The 749-nt window shown below is 66.9% G+C and carries 1 protein-coding gene; it reads right to left on the bottom strand.

The window, feature by feature from the left end:
- A partial coding sequence (locus VR45_RS39905; RefSeq protein WP_045944873.1) for a transglycosylase domain-containing protein occupies positions 1-749 on the bottom strand: 749 nt, incomplete at both ends.

The following is a 749-nucleotide window of genomic DNA, read 5'->3' as shown; positions in this document are numbered from 1 at the left end:
GATCGGCTTGAAGGTGGAGCCGGGCTGGAAGCCGTTGCCGCCGCCCATCGCCACGTCGACGTTGAAGTTGACGACGGTCTGGTTCTTGCTCTCGGAGAGGCCGTACGGGCGGGTCTGGGCCATCGCCAGGATCTTGCCGGTGCCGGGCTCGACCATGCTGGCGGCGGCCGACACCGGGTCGGTGACCCGCACGTTGGAGCTGACCGCGTTCTGGGCGGCGGCCTGCTTGTCCGGGTCGAGGGTGGTGCGGATGTTCAGGCCGCCCTGGTCCCAGAGCTTCTTGCGTTCGGCGGCGGTGGCGCCGAAGACCGGGTCCTGCTTGACCACGTGCCGGACGTAGTCGCAGAAGAAGCCCATGCCCGCCTTGGCGGTGATGCAGCCGTTCTGCGGCTCCTTGTAGTTCAGGCCCAGCGGCGCGGCCTTGGCCTCCTGGGCCTGGTCGGCCGTGATGTGGCCGTTCTCCAGCATCTTGTCGAGCACGGTGTTGCGCCGGTTGAGCGAGGCCTGCGGGTGCGCCTTGGGGTCGTACTGGGACGGGTTCTGCACCAGTCCCGCCAAGGTGGCGGCCTCGGCGACGGTGAGGTCCTTGTTGCTCTTGCCGAAGTACCGCTGGGAGGCGGCCTCGACACCGTAGGCGCCGTTCCCGTAGTAGGTGATGTTGAGGTAGTTGGTGAGGATCTGGTCCTTGGTCAGGTCCTCCTCCAGCTTGATGGCGATCTTCAGTTCCTGGATCTTGCGGCCCAGGGTCT

It is taken from the genome of Streptomyces sp. NRRL S-495 (genome assembly GCF_000966955.1).
GTDB lineage: Bacteria > Actinomycetota > Actinomycetes > Streptomycetales > Streptomycetaceae > Kitasatospora > Kitasatospora purpeofusca.
The sequence above is the reverse complement of the archived record's forward strand: the minus strand, read 5'-3'. Positions and strand labels throughout refer to the sequence as shown.